A 17,627-nucleotide genomic window follows, 5' to 3' on the forward strand; every position below is an offset into this window, starting at 1 on the left:
TTACTTCACCCCCAATACGCTATGAATGTAAGTGTCAGGTTGATAGAACGACTTAGCTGCTTCTGCGACAATAGGGTATAATTGTCCAGCACTTAAACCGAAAGCAACAGCGATGACAACGGATAGGATACCGACAGCGAGTAATCCACGGTGATGCAGTCTTGGATTATAGACATAGCCATAACTCTTTCCGAAGAATCCTTTTAAGAAGATATTCATCACAGAATAGAGCACGACTAGACTTGAAAGTAAGACAATGATACCTGAGGCATAAAAGCCTTCTTCAAAAGCAGCACGAACGATATAAAGCTTACCGTAGAAACCACTAAATGGTGGAATCCCAGCTAAGCTCAGCGCAGCAATAAAGAAAGTCCATCCTAAAACTGGATAATGATGGATTAATCCGCCAAAGTTTCTTAAATCAGTAGTCTTCGTAATTTTATACATAATACCAATTAAAAAGAATAATGCTGCTTTGATAAGCATATCGTGCAGTGTGTAGTAAATGGCACCGATAATGCCAGATTTGGTCATCATAGCGACACCAACGAGAATCACACCGACAGCAATCATAATATTATATAAAATAATACGTTTGGTATCTCTAAAACCGACAGCCCCCACACAACCAAAAATAATGGTTAATAGGGCTAAAGCTAACACTGTGTAATGTGAAAACGTCAGTGTATCATGGAAAAATAAACTCATTACACGTGTCAATGCGTAAACACCGACTTTTGTTAATAGGGCACCGAAAAATGCGATGATTGCAAATGGCGGTGCATAATACGCGCCAGGTAACCATACATACATAGGGAAAGCACCCGCTTTAGTAGCAAATACAAATATAAAAAGAATGAATGCAATGCTGAGTAAGCCGGGATGATCTTTACCCACAACAGATAGCTTTTGACTAATATCGGCTAAATTTAACGTTCCGACAATTGAATACAAGATACCAACAGCGATAACGAAAAATGCAGATGAAACCACATTGACAAGGAGATACTTAACACTTTCTTGAAGTTGGATTTTTGTTCCACCAATGACCATTAAACCGTAAGAAGCCATTAAGAATACTTCAAAAAATACAAACAAGTTAAAAATATCGCCTGTGATAAATGCCCCGTTGATTCCAGTGAGCATCATCATAACAGTGAAATAGTAATAATACGTTTCACGATGTAACCCAATCGATTGGTATGAGAATAATATAATCATCATCGTGATAATGGTACTCGTTGTAACGAGTAAAGCACTATATAAGTCTAAGACAAAAACAATACTATATGGGGCTTTCCAAGAACCTAATTCTAAAATAATCGGATGACCGGCTTGCCAAACATGAGTTAAATTGAGGATTGAAAAGCCTAATGTCACTAATGTCCCGATTAATGCAATATAGCGTTTAATAAAAGGGCGGAGGCCACTAAAAATTAAGAGTATCGCGGTAATAATAGGGACCACTAAAACCGCTACGAGTAAATTCTCAGTTATCATCTTCTTGTGGCACTCCTTTCATTCTTTCTACGTTATCTGTACCTAATTCTTTATAACTTCTAAAAGCTAATACTAAGAAAAAGGCTGTGACTGCAAAAGAAATAACAATTGCAGTTAAGATGAGGGCTTGTGGAATAGGATCAACATAATCTGTGACCCCTTTTTCATAAATCGGTACATTTCCGTTTTTAAGCCCACCCATTGTTAACATAAATAGGTTTGCAGCATGTGAGAGCAATGTCGTACCAATGATAATTCTAATTAAACTTTTAGAAAGAATGAGATAGACACTGATTGAAGTCAGTATGCCGCAAACAATAATCAATACAATTTCCATTACTCATTCTCTCCAATCGTTAAAATTATAGTGAGTACAGTGCCCACTACTACAAACAATACACCTGTATCAAAAATAACAGCTGTATGAACGTGCATAGGTTGTAACAATGGTAAAGGAATTTCGAAAGCACGATGTGTAAAAAAGTTTTTACCATATGTCCAACTTAACATTGGTGCACCGACACAAAATGTTAAGCCTAGTGCTATAAGCTTTTTAAAGTCCCAAGGAAACACTTTACGTAAAGTCTTAACGTCAAATGCTACAGCAATAATAACGAGCGCACTTGAAACGAGAAGTCCACCAATAAAGCCGCCTCCAGGTGTGTAATGTCCAGCTAAGAAAAGTGAGAAGCCAAACATCATAATCAAGAAAAAGATAATCAGTGATGAATATTGTGCAATGAGATCATTTTTCTGTCTGTTCAATCTTCTCAACCCTTTCGTATCCATTTTTGTGTTTCGCACGTAATTTAATTAATGTGTAAATCCCCATACCAGCAATACCGAGCACAGAAGATTCAAATAATGTATCAGTACCACGGAAGTCTACAAGTATAACGTTGACCATGTTTTTACCTTGTGCCAAGTCATACACATGTGCTTTATAAAAAGCACTAATAGATTCGAAATGACGATTACCGTATGCAATCAAGCCAAGGATAGTGACCACAGCACCAACCCCAATAGAGATAATTGCATTACCGACTTTGTATCTTACTGACTCATTGTAGCGACTCATATTTGGTAAGTGATAGAAACAAAGTAAGAAGAGTGCTGTTGAAATTGTTTCAACTACAAATTGGGTTAATGCTAAATCTGGCGCATTAAAGAAAATAAAGAATATCGCCATAGAATAGCCGACAGCACTTAACATAATGATGCTAAAGAGTCGTGATCTAGCAAAAATGATCATAACTGCAGCAATAACAATCGTCACAACTGAAATAAATTCGTAAGGTCTAATAGGTGAGACTTTCACAAAATCAAAAGAAAATGGTAACGATACGAGTGTGATGAAAGTCAAGAGAATCATTGTTGAAAAAATAATGACTAGGTTATTACGGTTGAATCCTGTCATATAAGTGCGTGTAATTTGAGTCGCATAATATGGTGTATAACGACCCGTTTGATCGTACCAGTGGTTTAATGTAAACCATTTAGGTATACGTCTCAACACAGGTGCCCAAGAGTTGAATGTGAGTAATAAGCCTGCGCCGACAATATAAATCACTAATGTTGATAGGAATGCTGGTGTGAAGCCATGCCATAAGTGGAATGAGGCTTCAACTTTATCAACGTTGGCAATAGATTGAACAGCGGGTTCAACTAATGGAGAAGACACAATACTTGGGAATAAACCAAACAATATCACTAATGTAGATAAAATAATTGGTGGAATATTCATCAGAATAGGTGCTTCATGTGCTTTATTAGGCAACGCATCAGGATGATGTTGTCCTAAAAAGATTTCCGAAATAAATTTAAATGAATAAACAAAAGTAAAAATACTTCCGACGACTGCCACAATTGGAATTAAAATACCAATTGTATTCAAACTGAATAGTGAAGCATGTGTGACCCCAATCATCGCTTCTAAAAATTGCTCTTTAGATAAGAAACCGTTAAATGGTGGCACCCCAGCCATACTTAAAGAAGTAATGATGGAAAGCGTAAAGGAAATAGGCATAATCGTCATTAAACCGCCCAATTTACGCGTATCTCTCGTACCAGTCGCATGATCGACGGCACCTGTAATCATAAATAAAGCACCTTTAAAAGTCGCATGGTTGATTAAATGAAAAATCGCCGCACTGTAAGCGACAATGTACAACTTACTGTCGGCACCTTCAAAGTGATAGCTCACGGCACCTACCCCGAGCATCGCCATAATCATACCTAATTGGGAAACAGTTGAAAATGCCAAAATCCCTTTAAGATCTTGTTGCTTAGTCGCGTTCAGTGATGCCCAAAATAAGGTCACTAAACCGAATAGCGTCACAGTCCATATCCAACCTTGTGACACAGCAAAAATCGGTGTTAAGCGAGCTACAAGATAAATTCCTGCTTTTACCATTGTTGCCGAGTGAAGGTAAGCGCTGACTGGTGTCGGTGCTTCCATCGCATCCGGTAACCAAATATAAAATGGAAATTGTGCAGATTTAGTCATTGCACCTATAATGACAAAAATCATTGCTAATATAAAAATAGGAGATGACTGAACTTGATCGACATGCTCGATGATTTCACGAATACGCCATGTGCCTGAAGCGAGGTAAAGTAAAATAAAACCACCCAATAATGAAAGACCACCAAAAACGGTAATCATCATAGACTTCATTGCACCATATAATGATCTTTCTTTATGTCTCCAGAATGAAATTAATAGGAAACTTGAAAATGATGTTAATTCCCAAAAGAAATAAAGTATGAGTAAATTGTCAGAAAGGACGACGCCTAACATCGCACTCATAAACATTAATAAATAGCAATAGAAGTTACCCAGTTGTTCAGACTGGCTTAAATAACTAATTGAATATAGTACAACAAGACTCCCTATGCCAGTAATGAGCAAACTGAATAATAAGCCAAGGCCATCGACATAAACATCAAAGTTAATTCCGATTTGTGGCATCCAAGCAACTGATCGTTCAGTAAATTGCCCGGACATTGTTGGTTTAATATATGAAAAAAAGTAAACAAACAATACTACCGGTATAGGTAATACAAACCAACCCAGATGAACCCGTTTATAGAAACGATATAAGATTGGAATGAGTATTGCGAATATTAACGGTAAAAGGACCGCAATATGTAACCAACTCATAGATTGACCTCCTTTTAAAAAAACTACGATAAGAATATTATACATGATTATGAAACTTGTGAAAAACATGGCAGACCAATGGTTGGCTCGATTTTCATATCCTTTTAAATAAGAAGAAACTCGTCTATATTAAACAAAATTTATTTTATACTGACGTGAATAATCGGTCTTTAAACGTGTTAAACAATCTAAAGATGCATGCGCATAAGCGGTATCCAATTCATTGAGTTATGTTTCCAAGTTAGTGATTGCACGCTGTAATGTTACGGTGTAGTCTTCAACTTCTCCGTCAAAAGGTTTCAATCGACTTTGTGGTGTGTATCTTTTTTCGTACAAACTCAAAGCTTTACGCTCGTGGAAAAATACACCTTCCACTTCATTCGGATGATGAAGGTCACCTTGTTTAGGATGTTTAATAACTTGTAATACTTGAACTAAACATTGGTCTGAGCCTTCTTCAACAATTTTTACAACATAAACCCCCGTTTTGTGAGCAAATCGGTAAAGCATGATAATTCCATCCTCTCTCAAATATGTTAAAATGATACGTATATATCAGTTTATCACGAATGGAGTATGAAAATGACTAACTATCCACAATTGACAAAAGAAATACAAGAAAATGAAATTAAAGTTGTAATGCATACAAACAAAGGAGATATGACATTAAAACTATTTCCAGACATTGCACCTAAAACAGTGAAAAACTTCATTGAATTAGCACAAAAAGGCTATTACGATGGCATCACTTTCCACCGTGTCATTAATGACTTTATGATTCAAGGTGGAGACCCTACTGGAACAGGTATGGGTGGCGAAAGTATTTATGGTGGACCATTTGAAGACGAGTTCTCTATGAATGCATTTAACCTTTATGGTGCATTATCAATGGCGAATGCAGGACCAGGTACAAACGGCTCTCAATTTTTCATTGTACAAATGAAAGAACTTCCAGCTCAAATGGCGAGTCAACTTGAAGATGGCGGTTGGCCAAAAGAAATTGCTGAAGCCTATAAAGAAAAAGGTGGGACACCTTGGTTGGATCAAAAGCATACTGTTTTTGGACAACTTGTTGAAGGTGAAGCGACTTTAGAAGATATCGCAAATGTAAAAGTGGGTGCACAAGACAAACCTGTTTATGACGTTGTGATTGAATCTATCGATGTTGAAGAATAATCAATGAATGGAGGTCATCATTTGTCAAATAATGGTTGGAATATTCGATTTTATCATTATTTAGCGGATTTAAATCCTACACAATTGAATGACCCAACAATGGCATACGCAGATGTTAACGAAAAGATGGTTGTAGTACATCAAATAGGCTAGACAGAAGCGGTCAACATGCAAATAGAATGTAGTATTTCATAAGGAATAGTAAAGTCTGTAAAAATCGCGAGTGGTTTTTATCGACTTTTTCTTTGTAGAGCAAATAGTGTGTATAGAAAGTGATTTAATTTAATGGCTAAAATAGTGTACTTTTTAATTTTTAAGGTAAAATAATTTTAAATGACGGAAGATTCTGTCATATCTAATCAATGGAGGGATTTGTCATGCCGAAAAAGCTATTTAGTATTGATTTGAGTAAGAAAATGGATCAACAAGCACAACCTGGACACAATCGTTGGCACCCAGATATTCCAGCAGCGTTTTCAGTTGAGCCAGGTGAAGCGTTTCGTATGGAATGTTTAGACTGGACAGATGGGCAAATTTCAAATAATGATGATCCTAGTGATATTAAATATGTGAATCTCAACCGTGTTCATGTTTTAAGTGGTCCCGTTTATGTGAACAATGTCGAGCCAGGTGATTTGTTAGTCGTTGATATTTTGGATGTTGGTGCCTTTCCAGAACATGAATGGGGATTTAACGGTATTTTTGACAAGACAAATGGGGGGAGTTTTTTAGTCGACCATTATCCGAATGCACAGAAATCGATTTGGGACTTTCAAGGTATTTTTGCATCCAGCAGACACGTACCTGGTGTTGAATTTGCAGGTGTCATTCATCCTGGTTTAATTGATGTTGCACCCTCTCACGACATGCTAGCAGAGTGGAATAAAAGAGAACGAGCACTTGTGGACACTGACCCGAATCGAGAGCCTCCGCTTGCGAATTTACCTACTGAAGATGCGGTCGTACTTGGCACTTTAAAAGGAAAAGACTTTGATCGCGTTGCTAAAGAAGGGGCGCGTACAGTACCACCACGTGAAAACGGCGGGAATTGTGATATTAAAAACTTATCGAAAGGTTCGAGAATATATTTTCCAGTATACGTTAAAGGTGCAAAATTATCAGTAGGTGACTTGCATTTTTCACAAGGTGACGGTGAAATTACATTTTGTGGCGGTATCGAGATGCCTGGGTGGATTGATTTAAGAGTGAATGTGATTAAAGGGGGCATGGAAAAGTATCAAATTAAGAAGAATCCAGCGTTTAACCCAAGCCCTGTGCTGCCGAACTACTCGGACTATATAGTGTTTGAAGGCATTTCGGTCAATGAATTTTCAGGAAAACAAACATATTTAGATGCAAATACAGCTTATCGCAATGCTTGCCTGAATGCGATCGAATTTTTAAAAACACGTGGTTTTACAGGTGAACAAGCATACATGTTACTCGGATCAGCACCCGTGCAAGGAACTGTTGCAGGCATTGTTGACGTTCCGAACGCATGCTGTACGATAGCCATACCACGTGAAATTTTTAAACCAGGCGTCCTGCCAGAGAAGGATGAATTCTAATGCCAAATTATTCTTATACATGTACGAACTGTGGTACTTTTACGATTCGGCAACACATTTCTGAGCAGCATGAAACTGCGTCATGTCCGTCGTGTCAGCAAATCGCCAAACGAGAATTTCTCGCCTTTCAAACGTATAAGATGGATGCGAATGTTAAACAACGTATTGAAAAAGGTCAACAACCGCGTCTTGTCAAAAAAGAAGATTTGCCTAAAAAAATCACTCAATCACCACAAGTTACACGACCGTGGATGGCAGGACATTAAAAATAATATGAAATAACACAAAAAAGAGACGGGGAAGTCACGCCTCGTCTCTTCTATATATAAAGGTTTAAATTACATTTTAACAACGTTCGCCGCTTGAGCGCCACGTTCGCCTTCAACGATATCAAAGTCAACACTTTGACCTTCTTCTAAACTTTTGTAACCATCTCCAACGATTGCTGAGAAATGTACAAATACGTCGTCTCCATTTTCTCTTTCAATGAAGCCGAAACCTTTTTCTGAGTTAAACCATTTTACTGTACCGTTATTCATAAAGAATACCTCCAAGTGCTTTTGCACAAATATTTGCAATAAATTGATTGATTAAAAAAGAGGATATTCTAAAAAATACACTACAATTAAATTCAAGATCTTTTATTACGTGAGATTAACTATACACGTAGTTATCAATAAAGTAAAGCTTTTATTTTTTTGAGTTTGAAAATAGAGGTTAAGAAATTAAGTATATCTATGGAAAATGGCCTTAAAATTGAACATAAATCCACCAACATGCATTTAAAAGATAAGCGTATACGTAAAGCTAATAGTGTGACATGTGCAGGCGAATGGTTTTTATAAATCAAAGCGGTAAAACAATAGAAAACCGATATACAAGTCTCGCTTATACATCGGTTTTTGATTATTTTGATTCATATTGCATTCTTTTTTTTGACTGTTTCACCCAATAAGGCAAGCGTTCTTCTAAAGTCTGAAACCCATATTTCTCAGTTTCCTGAATTTCATCCAATACTGAATATTTTCCTTTTCTACGCTCATAATTTTTAAAGTAATCATTATCTTTAAGTGATAAATTTAGCTTTCCATTACTATCAATGGAAATGATTTTTGCTTTCACAATTTGACCAGGTGATAAAAGCTTTTTTAAATTATGCACATAATCATCCATAATTTCGGATATATGAATAAGTCCTTCAGTACTGTCAGGGGTCTCAACGAAAGCGCCGTAGGGTTGTATACCAGTCACACGCACTTTGACATGTTGTCCAACACGATACTGTCTTTTCAACATTCATAACCCCTTATTGAATTGATATTAACACTTTAATCATAGCATACATTTTTCTAATATCCTAACTATTCGGTGCAAGACTGACTTTTTCTAGTCATTTCATACGCATCACTCTCTTCAATAATAAAATATTGAACGATGTTTGATATGTGTTAAGCCATATTCGTGAAGCTTTGTAAGGGTACTGGAACTGTATGTCGGATAGTTGCAAATGACGATTCATCCACGCTATAATGCAAGTAAATGAAAGCGCTTAACATTTACTTAAAAACATGCCTCTGTTCATTGGATGATGTGTTTTTAAAGTGATATTAAGTGATCGTTTTTTTATGAATGGTTTGGTTAAAGATTTTCTTTTACAAACAGATACTTCATATGTCATGATATATGTAAGGGCTTTCTAAAATAAACAAAGGAGGATTTTTGAATGATTCCATATCAACATGAACCATTTACAGATTTTACTAAAGAGGAAAATCGTGAGGCATATTTTCGAGCATTAGAAAAGGTGGAAAGTGAACTTGGAAAAGAGTATCCATTAATCATTGGAGGAGAACGTGTTTTTACAGAAGAAAAAACACGAGTTTACAACCCTTCTAATCGTGAAGAAACAATCGGTTACGTGTCTAAAGCGTCACAAGCGCATGCAGAGAAAGCGTTAGAAGCAGCGAAAGAAGCGTTCAAAACGTGGAGAACTGTAGATCCTAAAGTACGTGCAAATATTTTATTCCGAGCTGCAGAGATTACACGTAAACGTAAACACGAATTTTCTGCATTACTCTCTAAAGAGGGCGGTAAACCTTGGAAAGAAGCAGATGCAGATACAGCAGAAGCGATTGACTTCATGGAATATTATGGTCGACAAATGCTTGAATTAAAAGATGGTAAGCATGTTCATAGTCGTCCAGGCGAATACAATCAATTTGACTATTTACCAGTGGGTGTCAGTGTCGTGATTTCGCCATGGAATTTTGCATATGCTATTATGGCCGGGACAACTTCAGCGCCAATTGTAACTGGAAATACCGTATTGCTGAAGCCTTCATCCAATACACCTATTATCTCCTATAAATTTATGGAAGTTCTTGAAGAAGCAGGTTTACCAAAAGGGGTAGTTAACTGGATTCCTGGTTCATCAAGTGAGATTGGAGATTTCTTGATTGAAAATAAAGATGTAGGCTTGATTTCATTCACAGGTTCTAAAAATGTAGGTAAAGAAATTATTCAAAAAGCAGCTGTGATACAAGAAGGACAAAATCATATTAAACGTGTTATTGCTGAAATGGGTGGTAAAGATGCCATTGTAGTTGATAACGAAGCCGACTTACAAATTGCGACAGATGCTATTGTTTATTCCGCGTTTGGATTCTCTGGTCAAAAATGTTCAGCATGTTCTCGTGTCATTGCCCATCAAGATATTTACGATGAGCTGTTAGAACGTGTTAAAGAAGCAGCAGAAAAGATTAAAGTAGGTAACGCTGCAGAACCAGACACTTATGTAGGACCGGTTATCGATCAAAAATCATTAGATAAAATTAAAAAATATATCGAAATTGGTAAAGAAGAAGGACGTATCGTGACAGGTGGTAACACAGATGAAGAAAAAGGTAACTTTGTCTATCCAACGATTATTGCTGATTTAGATCCTAATTCACGTATCATGCAAGAAGAAATTTTTGGACCTGTCGTCGGTTTTACAAAAGTAAAAGATTTTGATGAGGCGATTCAAGTTGCCAATGATACAGAATACGGCTTAACAGGTGGTGTCATCTCAAATAACCGTATGAAACTAGAGCAAGCACGACGTGACTTCATGGTCGGTAACTTGTACTTTAACCGTGGTTGTACAGGTGCGGTTGTTGGCTATCAACCATTTGGTGGCTTTAAAATGTCAGGTACAGATTCTAAAGCAGGCGGACCAGATTATTTAGTCTTACACATGCAAGGTCGTTCAGTTTCAGAGCATCTCTAATATTTAATTAAATAACAATGGTATGAAATCTAAAGAGGTTCATATCAACTGTAGGGTAAATCATTAAGAAAGACGTTCAAACCTTAGATATGAAAAGGCCATGAATGATATTTATCGATTTACCCTATACTTTCATATAAAAAATTTCAGAATTGCAGAAAAGGGGTAGACGGCATGGATACAAAATCTGAAAAAATTATCGAAAAAACAAACCATTATGGTGCACACAACTATCTTCCTTTACCTATCGTGATCTCAGAAGCTGAAGGGGTTTGGGTTAAAGATCCTGAAGGTCATCGCTATATGGACATGCTAGCCGCATATTCAGCAGTAAATCAAGGACATAGACATCCTAAAATTATTCAAGCAGTAAAAGAACAAGCCGATAAAGTTACACTTGTGTCACGTGCATTTCACAGTGATAATTTAGGAGAATGGTATGAAAAAATATGCCAATTATCAGGTAAAGAAAAAGCATTACCTATGAATACCGGTGCAGAAGCGGTTGAAACCGCATTGAAAGCTGCACGACGTTGGGCTTATGAAGTCAAAGGGATTAAGCCAAATGAAGCGGAGATTATTGCGATGGAAGGGAATTTCCATGGTAGAACAATGGCGCCAGTTTCTTTATCATCAGAAAAAGAATATCAGCGCGGGTATGGCCCACTTTTAGAAGGTTTTCAAAATGTTGAATTTGGAAATATTGCGCAATTAAAAGCAGCAATCAATGAAAACACGGCAGCTGTATTAATTGAACCGATTCAAGGGGAAGCGGGTATTAATATTCCGCCTGAAGGCTATTTAAAAGAAGTGAGAGACTTGTGTGATGAGTATAACGTTCTTTTTATTGCTGATGAAATTCAAGCAGGTTTAGGGCGAACTGGTAAATTGTTTGCGACAGACTGGGATAATGTTAAACCAGATATTTATATTTTAGGTAAAGCATTAGGGGGCGGTGTTTTACCGATTTCGGTTGTATTGGCTGATAGCGAAGTACTGGATGTCTTTACACCAGGCTCACATGGTTCTACTTTTGGAGGCAATCCTTTAGCTTGTGCGGCTTCAATTGCTGCGCTTGATGTGATTATTGATGAAGACTTACCAGGTCGTTCATTAGAGTTGGGAGAATACTTTAAAAAGGCATTACTTGAAATCAATCATCCAGCGATTAAAGAGGTGCGAGGACGTGGCTTGTTTATAGGTATAGAACTGCATGAAAATGCACGTCCGTATTGTGAAAGACTTAAAGAAGAGGGACTGTTATGTAAAGAAACACATGATACAGTGATTCGATTTGCACCGCCATTAGTAATTACAAAGGAAGAATTGGACTATGCCATTGAAAAAGTGAAAAAAGTGTTTTCTGAGGGATAAAATGACTCCTAAACATGCAGAGTGAAAAGAACTTTAAAATAAAATTGCTTGTGTTACAATACTCATGTAAACGAAAACATTATAGTAGGAAAAAGAGGCGAAATGGATCATGGCTGAAAAAAATAATTTAGTGACGTCAACGCAAGGTATCATAAAAGAAGCAATGCATAAACTGGGTTTTGATGATGGTATGTACGAATTAATTAAAGAACCTTTACGTTTTTTAACTGTCCGTATTCCAGTCAAAATGGATGACGGTACAGTAAAAACTTTTACGGGTTATCGCGCACAACATAACGATGCTGTAGGACCTACTAAAGGGGGCGTACGCTTTCATCCTGATGTAGATGAAGAAGAAGTAAAGGCATTATCAATGTGGATGACATTGAAATGTGGCATTGTAGATTTACCATATGGTGGGGGTAAAGGTGGTATTGTCTGCGACCCACGTCAAATGAGTATTCATGAGGTAGAACGCTTGTCACGTGGCTATGTTCGTGCGATTTCACAAATTGTTGGACCAACAAAAGATATTCCAGCGCCAGATGTATTTACAAATTCACAAATCATGGCGTGGATGATGGACGAATACAGTCAAATGGATGCCTTTAACTCTCCAGGATTTATCACTGGGAAACCGATTGTTTTAGGGGGATCTCAAGGTCGAGATCGTTCAACAGCATTAGGTGTTGTTATCGCGATTGAAGAGGCTGCAAAACGTCGTGGTAAAACAATCAAAGATTCACGGATTGTCATTCAAGGTTTTGGTAATGCAGGTAGCTTCTTAGCGAAATTCTTGTATGATCAAGGTGCTAAAATCGTAGGTATCTCTGATGCATATGGTGCATTACACGATCCAGAAGGTTTAGACATTGATTATTTATTAGACCGTCGTGATAGTTTTGGTACGGTAACAAACTTATTTGAAGATACAATTTCTAATAAAGAGTTATTTGAATTAGATTGTGATATTTTAGTGCCTGCAGCAATTGCAAATCAAATCACATCTGATAACGCGGCTGATATTAAAGCTGAAATCGTTGTAGAAGCGGCAAATGGTCCAACAACACCATCTGCAACTAAAATATTGACAGATCGTGGTGTATTACTTGTGCCTGACGTATTAGCAAGTGCAGGTGGCGTAACGGTTTCTTACTTTGAATGGGTACAAAACAATACAGGTTACTACTGGACTGAAGAAGAAGTAAACGAAAAATTACGTGAAAAATTAGTGAATGCATTCGATACGATTTATAACTTATCTCAAAATCGTAAAATCGATATGCGTTTGGCAGCCTATATTGTAGGAATTAAACGTACCGCTGAAGCTGCACGTTACCGCGGTTGGGCATAATATTAGCTGCATCAATTCACGATTTAATACTGGATTGAAAACCGTATTAAGCATGATATTTTCAATTGCAAAAAGTAAATAAACATACAGCATTGTGTTGTATTTGACGTCAATAAAGTTCGAAAAAACACCCCTGAACATAGAGCCACCAATCTCTAAATGTTCAGGGGTGCTTTTCGGTTTTACATATTTAAAAAAATAAGTATAAAGTCTATAACGATGACATTATCTTTTGTTAGCGAATCTGACTTAGCTATTTTTGGAGTGATGAGAGACCTAACTTATGACGAAGGTTTGACCTGTTTTGTAGTAGTCGATTGATTTACATCGCGATAGACATCTGGGTAGTTCGTAAAGAGTCCTGTCACACCATAATGATTTAAGCGTTGCATCGTTTGACGATTATTAACAGTGTATGGGTGAATGTACAAACCTTTTTGTCGTAAAGATTTCGTATTTTGAGCATTTAAATCTCTATAATCAGGACCAAGACCTACTGCATAACTTTGCCAGTTGTTTACTTGCTGCTGATAATGATGTTTTAGTTGTCCTTTATTTAACAATTGAATCAGCGGGACATTTGGATTGAGGTGATGTATTTTTTTCAAGCTGTCTGATGAAAAAGACTGTATAACAACTTTTCCATTTCGCAATTGGCATTGATGGTCTAAACCATATTCATGCAATTTTTTTAGAAGTTTTTCTTCCATACCAGGATAAACGTTAGGTGATTTTGTTTCGATATAATAATTGGCATGGTGGCCATAACGTTTAAATATTTTATCTAAAGTAGGGACCTTTTGGCCGACATATTGCGGGTTTTGTAATTTAGGATGTGCTTTATTAAACCAACTGCCTGCATCTAATTTTTTTAGCGCTTTAAGTGTATACTGATTAACGCGTCCTTTACCATTGGTAGTTCTATTGACCGTTTCATCATGCATCGCAACAAGATGACCGTCTTTTGTCATTTGTAGGTCAATCTCAAGGTAATCAGCGCCCATTTCTTTGATGCTTTTATCATAAGACGCAAAGGTATGTTCAGGTGCATAGCCACTCGCACCACGATGGCCGATATTGACATGAGGTTTGTTTAAAACATTATGTAATGATGGAGACAATGGGGTTGCTTTCGCTTGATGAGGCGTCTCTTGTGGTGATGTGCTTGCTTCAGCAGTATAGGAAGCTGATCCTAAAAGCATTGCTGACATTAAAGTGGTAGTGGCGATATACGTCGTTATTTTTTTCATAAATACCCTCCTTACGCTATGTGTATAATTCCAAGTTAAAGGAGTAGGGAAGAAAAAACAATACTTTTAATTGAAAATTTAAAAATAATTAATATCATCATTATAAAATGGGAAAGTGTAAAATTCATCTTTTTATGCTTTGCCCCAGACAATCTCGTACCGTATCAAACAAAAATTGTAAGAAAGTATATAAATTTAGAATAGGTTACATAGCTTTTTTAGAAACCTGAAATGTTGACGTTTCGTTTGTTACATAAAAAACCAATGAGATCACAATAGATGAGACCTCATTGGCATATTTTTATTGCTTTTGAGTTAAACACTGATGAGCAACTTTGAGTTGATGCTTAACAGCTTCTTGGCCTGTAGAGCCATAGCTTGTTCTTCTTTTTACCGCTTCATCTGGCTGTAAGTATTGATAAATATCAGATTCAATGCTTTCGTGGTGCGATTGATAAATGTCGAGCGGTACATCTAATAAATACATCTTATTTTGAATACACCACAATACAATTTTTCCAACAATCGCATGTGCATCTCTAAAAGGGACACCTTTGACAACAAGATAGTCAGCTAATTCAGTGGCATTGGAGAAGTCTTGTTTTACAGTGGTGTTTAAGCGCTCCTCATTCACTGTCATTGTCGATAGCATACCTTCAAAAATACGTAACGACCCTTTTAAGGTAAGAATTGCATCAAATAAACCTTCTTTATCTTCTTGCATGTCTTTATTATAAGCAAGAGGCAAGCCTTTTAATGTTACCAACATACTTACAAGGTGACCCGTTGTACGTCCAACTTTACCGCGAATCAATTCAGCCATATCTGGATTTTTCTTTTGTGGCATAATGGATGACCCAGTAGAAAAAGCATCAGATAAAGTAATAAATTGAGCTTCTTCAGAAGACCAGAAAATGATTTCTTCAGCTAAACGTGATAAATGGACCATAGTTAAGTTGATGTGATGCAAAGTCTCGACAATATAGTCTCGGTCACTCACCGCATCGATGCTATTTTCATACAGAGATTTAAAGTTCAGCAGTTCTTGTGTTTCATGACGATCAATCGGATAAGTAGTACCGCTTAAAGCAGCAGCCCCTAAAGGTGAAATGTCAATGCGTTTAAGCGCATCTTGAAAGCGTGATTGGTCTCTTTCAAGCATCCAAAAATAGGTCATGATATGATGTGCAAAAGAAATAGGCTGCGCACGCTGTAAGTGTGTATAACCAGGCATAATGGTATCAACATGCTTTTCAGCGAGATCCAAAATCGTCTGTTGAAATGAGTGGATCATGTCGATGATGATTTGTACTTCTTTTTTAGTATATAAGTGCATATCCGTTGCGACTTGATCATTTCTACTACGACCTGTATGTAATTTTCCGCCCGTAGAACCGATACGTTGAATTAATTCATGTTCGATATTTAAGTGAATATCTTCTAATGACTCTTGAAATTCTATCTTTCCATTATGAAAGTCTTGCTGAATCGATTTTAATGCACGCACAATTTCCTGGCTTTCTTCGGTTGTAATAATTTTTTGATGAGCAAGCATTGTCGCATGTGCAATACTTCCTTGGATGTCTTCATCAATTAACGTTTGATCGAAGTGAATGGATGCATTAAACGCATCGACCCACGCTTCTGGTTTTTCTTCAAATCTACCGCCCCAGGCTTTTTCACTCATGCGCATACCCCCCGTGAAGCATTGCGTTAACTTGAGTAGGTAATCCGTAAAGTTCAATAAACCCTTCAGCTGAAGCTTGGTTGAATGCATCTTCTTTTGTATAAGTTGCAAGTTTTTCATTATATAATGTGTATTCAGATTTTCTACCATTCACAATCGCATGACCTTTGTATAATTTCACACGTACCTCACCAGTAACATATTTTTGCGTATGGTCGACAAATGATTTAAGTGCGTCTGTTAAAGGTGAGAACCACAGCCCATTATACACTTGTTCAGCAAGTTGCTTTTCAATAATAGGCTTAAAGTGTGCAACATCTTTAGTTAAAGTAATGGTTTCTAAACTTTTATGTGCATTAAGAATAACTGTCGCACCAGGTGTTTCATAGACTTCACGAGATTTAATCCCTACAAGACGGTTTTCAATATGGTCAATTCTTCCAATACCGTGTTTTCCAGCTAAATCATTTAAGTACAAGATTAAATCATCAAGAACATAACTTTTGCCATTAACATGAGTTGGAAGCCCTTCTTTGAAAGTAATCAATATTTCTTCAGGTGTGTCCGGTGTATCTTCGAGCTCTTTTGTTAAATCATATGCATCTTTAGGAGGTGCAACGTAAGGGTCCTCTAAAACACCACATTCATTACTACGTCCCCATAAGTTTTGATCAATAGAGTAAGGTGATTCTTTTCCAATTGGTACTGGAATTTGATGTTTTTTAGCATAATCAATTTCTTCTTCACGACTCCATCCCCACTCACGGACAGGTGCAATCACTTTTAAAGTAGGGTCTAAAGCTTTAATAGCAACTTCAAAACGAACTTGATCGTTTCCTTTACCTGTACAACCATGTGCGATTGCACTTGCATCAGTTGCGTGAGCGATTTCAACTAATTTCTTTGAAATAAGAGGACGAGACAATGCAGATACAAGTGGGTACGTTTGTTCATACATTAAGTTTCCTTTAATCGCATAACTCACATATTCTTCTTCAAATTCTTTTGTTGCATCGATGATATGTGATTCAGTAGCGCCCATGTCTAAAGCTTTTTGATATACAAGGTCTAAGTCTTTGCCTTCACCGACATCTAAACAGCATGCGACGACTTCATAGCTCTGTTCAATAAGCCACTGAACCGCGACACTCGTATCTAATCCCCCTGAATATGCTAAAACAACTTTCTTCTTCATAAACGTTCACCTCTGTGTTGAATTTAATATTTGTTAGAACCACTATAACACAAATGATTTAATATGCAAATATCTAAATAAATATACATTTA

At 36.9% G+C, this 17,627-nt stretch carries 16 protein-coding genes and 1 pseudogene; 7 read left to right on the forward strand and 10 right to left on the reverse strand.

Features of this window, described 5'->3' with window-relative positions; all coding sequences use genetic code 11:
• The 5 genes and pseudogenes from HMPREF1208_RS01680 to kapB all read right to left on the reverse strand — a co-directional run bounded on the left by HMPREF1208_RS01680 (window position 1) and on the right by kapB (window position 5,173).
• Entirely contained in the window at window positions 1-1,500 is a 1,500-nt protein-coding gene (locus tag HMPREF1208_RS01680; protein WP_016424609.1) for a Na+/H+ antiporter subunit D, read from the reverse strand.
• Window positions 1,490-1,837: a Na+/H+ antiporter Mnh1 subunit C gene (gene mnhC1, locus HMPREF1208_RS01685; protein WP_016424610.1), complete on the reverse strand. Its 348-nt coding sequence runs from the start codon at window positions 1,835-1,837 to the stop codon at window positions 1,490-1,492. Before mnhC1 ends, HMPREF1208_RS01680 begins: the two co-directional genes overlap by 11 nt.
• Window positions 1,837-2,265 carry a Na(+)/H(+) antiporter subunit B gene (locus tag HMPREF1208_RS01690; protein WP_037559074.1) on the reverse strand — a complete coding sequence of 143 codons (429 nt, stop codon included), beginning with the start codon at window positions 2,263-2,265 and terminating at the stop codon, window positions 1,837-1,839. Before HMPREF1208_RS01690 ends, mnhC1 begins: the two co-directional genes overlap by 1 nt.
• Window positions 2,246-4,663: a Na+/H+ antiporter subunit A gene (locus tag HMPREF1208_RS01695; protein WP_016424612.1), complete on the reverse strand. Its 2,418-nt coding sequence runs from the start codon at window positions 4,661-4,663 to the stop codon at window positions 2,246-2,248. The genes HMPREF1208_RS01690 and HMPREF1208_RS01695 overlap by 20 nt, the downstream gene beginning before the upstream one ends.
• 129 nt (window positions 4,664-4,792) lie before the next feature.
• Window positions 4,793-5,173: pseudogene (kapB, locus tag HMPREF1208_RS01700) on the reverse strand (sporulation phosphorelay system protein KapB).
• Window positions 5,174-5,245: 72 nt separating this feature from the next.
• Between kapB and HMPREF1208_RS01705 the strand changes: the two are divergent.
• The 4 genes from HMPREF1208_RS01705 (at window position 5,246) to HMPREF1208_RS01715 (ending at window position 7,673) form a co-directional block, all read left to right on the forward strand.
• Complete coding sequence (locus HMPREF1208_RS01705; protein WP_016424614.1) at window positions 5,246-5,839, forward strand: peptidylprolyl isomerase; 594 nt, start codon at window positions 5,246-5,248, stop codon at window positions 5,837-5,839.
• A gap of 21 nt (window positions 5,840-5,860) precedes the next feature.
• Window positions 5,861-5,992 (forward strand): hypothetical protein, encoded by a 132-nt coding sequence (locus HMPREF1208_RS12495; protein WP_016424615.1) that lies wholly within the window; start codon window positions 5,861-5,863, stop codon window positions 5,990-5,992.
• Between the two features lie 224 nt (window positions 5,993-6,216).
• Window positions 6,217-7,407 carry a formamidase gene (gene fmdA, locus HMPREF1208_RS01710; protein WP_016424616.1) on the forward strand — a complete coding sequence of 397 codons (1,191 nt, stop codon included), beginning with the start codon at window positions 6,217-6,219 and terminating at the stop codon, window positions 7,405-7,407.
• A complete protein-coding gene (locus HMPREF1208_RS01715; RefSeq protein WP_016424617.1) occupies window positions 7,407-7,673 on the forward strand; it encodes an FmdB family zinc ribbon protein in 267 nt (88 codons plus the stop codon). The genes fmdA and HMPREF1208_RS01715 overlap by 1 nt, the downstream gene beginning before the upstream one ends.
• 72 nt (window positions 7,674-7,745) lie before the next feature.
• On the opposite strand, the gene HMPREF1208_RS01720 is transcribed toward HMPREF1208_RS01715, so the two are convergent.
• On the reverse strand, window positions 7,746-7,946 hold the full coding sequence (locus tag HMPREF1208_RS01720; protein WP_016424618.1) for a cold-shock protein: 201 nt from the start codon (window positions 7,944-7,946) through the stop codon (window positions 7,746-7,748).
• A gap of 367 nt (window positions 7,947-8,313) precedes the next feature.
• Window positions 8,314-8,703, reverse strand: coding sequence for a S1 domain-containing post-transcriptional regulator Ygs (gene ygs / locus HMPREF1208_RS01725; RefSeq protein ID WP_016424619.1), 390 nt, complete (start codon window positions 8,701-8,703; stop codon window positions 8,314-8,316).
• 427 nt (window positions 8,704-9,130) lie between these two features.
• Here ygs and pruA point away from each other — a divergent pair, with 427 nt between their 5' ends.
• The 3 genes from pruA to HMPREF1208_RS01740 all read left to right on the forward strand — a co-directional run bounded on the left by pruA (window position 9,131) and on the right by HMPREF1208_RS01740 (window position 13,403).
• Window positions 9,131-10,675, forward strand: coding sequence for an L-glutamate gamma-semialdehyde dehydrogenase (gene pruA, locus HMPREF1208_RS01730; RefSeq protein WP_016424620.1), 1,545 nt, complete (start codon window positions 9,131-9,133; stop codon window positions 10,673-10,675).
• 174 nt (window positions 10,676-10,849) lie between these two features.
• Entirely contained in the window at window positions 10,850-12,049 is a 1,200-nt protein-coding gene (locus HMPREF1208_RS01735) for an ornithine--oxo-acid transaminase (protein WP_016424621.1), read from the forward strand.
• Window positions 12,050-12,158: 109 nt separating this feature from the next.
• Window positions 12,159-13,403 carry a Glu/Leu/Phe/Val family dehydrogenase gene (locus tag HMPREF1208_RS01740; RefSeq protein WP_016424622.1) on the forward strand — a complete coding sequence of 415 codons (1,245 nt, stop codon included), beginning with the start codon at window positions 12,159-12,161 and terminating at the stop codon, window positions 13,401-13,403.
• A 281-nt stretch (window positions 13,404-13,684) separates the two neighbouring features.
• Here the strand turns inward: HMPREF1208_RS01740 and HMPREF1208_RS01745 are convergent, their stop codons facing one another.
• The 3 genes from HMPREF1208_RS01745 to HMPREF1208_RS01755 all read right to left on the reverse strand — a co-directional run bounded on the left by HMPREF1208_RS01745 (window position 13,685) and on the right by HMPREF1208_RS01755 (window position 17,535).
• Complete coding sequence (locus tag HMPREF1208_RS01745; protein ID WP_016424623.1) at window positions 13,685-14,653, reverse strand: glycerophosphodiester phosphodiesterase; 969 nt, start codon at window positions 14,651-14,653, stop codon at window positions 13,685-13,687.
• 301 nt (window positions 14,654-14,954) lie between these two features.
• Window positions 14,955-16,340: an argininosuccinate lyase gene (gene argH / locus HMPREF1208_RS01750; protein WP_016424624.1), complete on the reverse strand. Its 1,386-nt coding sequence runs from the start codon at window positions 16,338-16,340 to the stop codon at window positions 14,955-14,957.
• Window positions 16,333-17,535: an argininosuccinate synthase gene (locus HMPREF1208_RS01755; RefSeq protein ID WP_016424625.1), complete on the reverse strand. Its 1,203-nt coding sequence runs from the start codon at window positions 17,533-17,535 to the stop codon at window positions 16,333-16,335. The genes argH and HMPREF1208_RS01755 overlap by 8 nt, the downstream gene beginning before the upstream one ends.
• Window positions 17,536-17,627 lie beyond the last annotated feature (92 nt).

It is taken from the genome of Staphylococcus sp. HGB0015, from assembly GCF_000411275.1.
Taxonomy (GTDB): domain Bacteria; phylum Bacillota; class Bacilli; order Staphylococcales; family Staphylococcaceae; genus Staphylococcus; species Staphylococcus schleiferi.